This window comes from Halochromatium glycolicum, from assembly GCF_016584085.1.
GTDB lineage: Bacteria > Pseudomonadota > Gammaproteobacteria > Chromatiales > Chromatiaceae > Lamprobacter > Lamprobacter glycolicus.
The window spans coordinates 1-579 of sequence record NZ_NRSJ01000139.1 but is presented as its reverse complement, the minus strand read 5'-3'; the positions used below and the strand labels follow the sequence as shown (position 1 = coordinate 579).

The following is a 579-nucleotide window of genomic DNA, read 5'->3' as shown; positions in this document are numbered from 1 at the left end:
TCTCGCTGCCGGGCTACAGCTCGCGCGCCGAGTTCACTGTCGCCGGCGTGACGTTCACGGCGTCGAACCCCAGGGCCATATTCAGCGGATCGTGCGCGCTGACGAATTGGCGCCTCCGCGTCTCGCCTTACAACGGGTAAACCCATGCCAACCATCACCTTCCGCGACCGCGACGGCTCCGGCGCCCTGGTCAGCCCCACCGGGCCGACTGGCTCGGTCGATTACGTCAGCAACGATTTTTCCGTGTTCCCCTACGGGCTCGTGCCGATCAAGATCCCGCTCTATGAGCGCGAGGACACCGGCACCCGCACCGAGGGCAATCAGATCATCACCGAGTGGCGCCGCGTCCTCACCGGCTTCGAGGATGGTCTCGCCGGCTATCTCTACGAGGGCGGGGCAGTCACCGCCAGCTACCTGCCCGCCGATCACGTCGGCACCCCGGCCAGCGAAACCCTCATCCTTAACGACTTGCGGCTCGACCTGACCCCCGGCTACAACGAACGCATCGTACGCGGATCGCTGCGGTTCCGGTTCGGCTCCTCGCTCTATGTCGACCAGGCCGGTCTGATCTACCGCGAC

At 65.8% G+C, this 579-nt stretch carries 1 protein-coding gene; it reads left to right on the top strand.

Going from position 1 to position 579, the window contains the following annotated elements; all coding sequences use genetic code 11:
* Window positions 1–144: 144 nt before the first annotated feature.
* On the top strand, window positions 145–579 hold a 435-nt coding region (locus CKO40_RS23875; RefSeq protein ID WP_200348949.1), incomplete at its 3' end, for a hypothetical protein.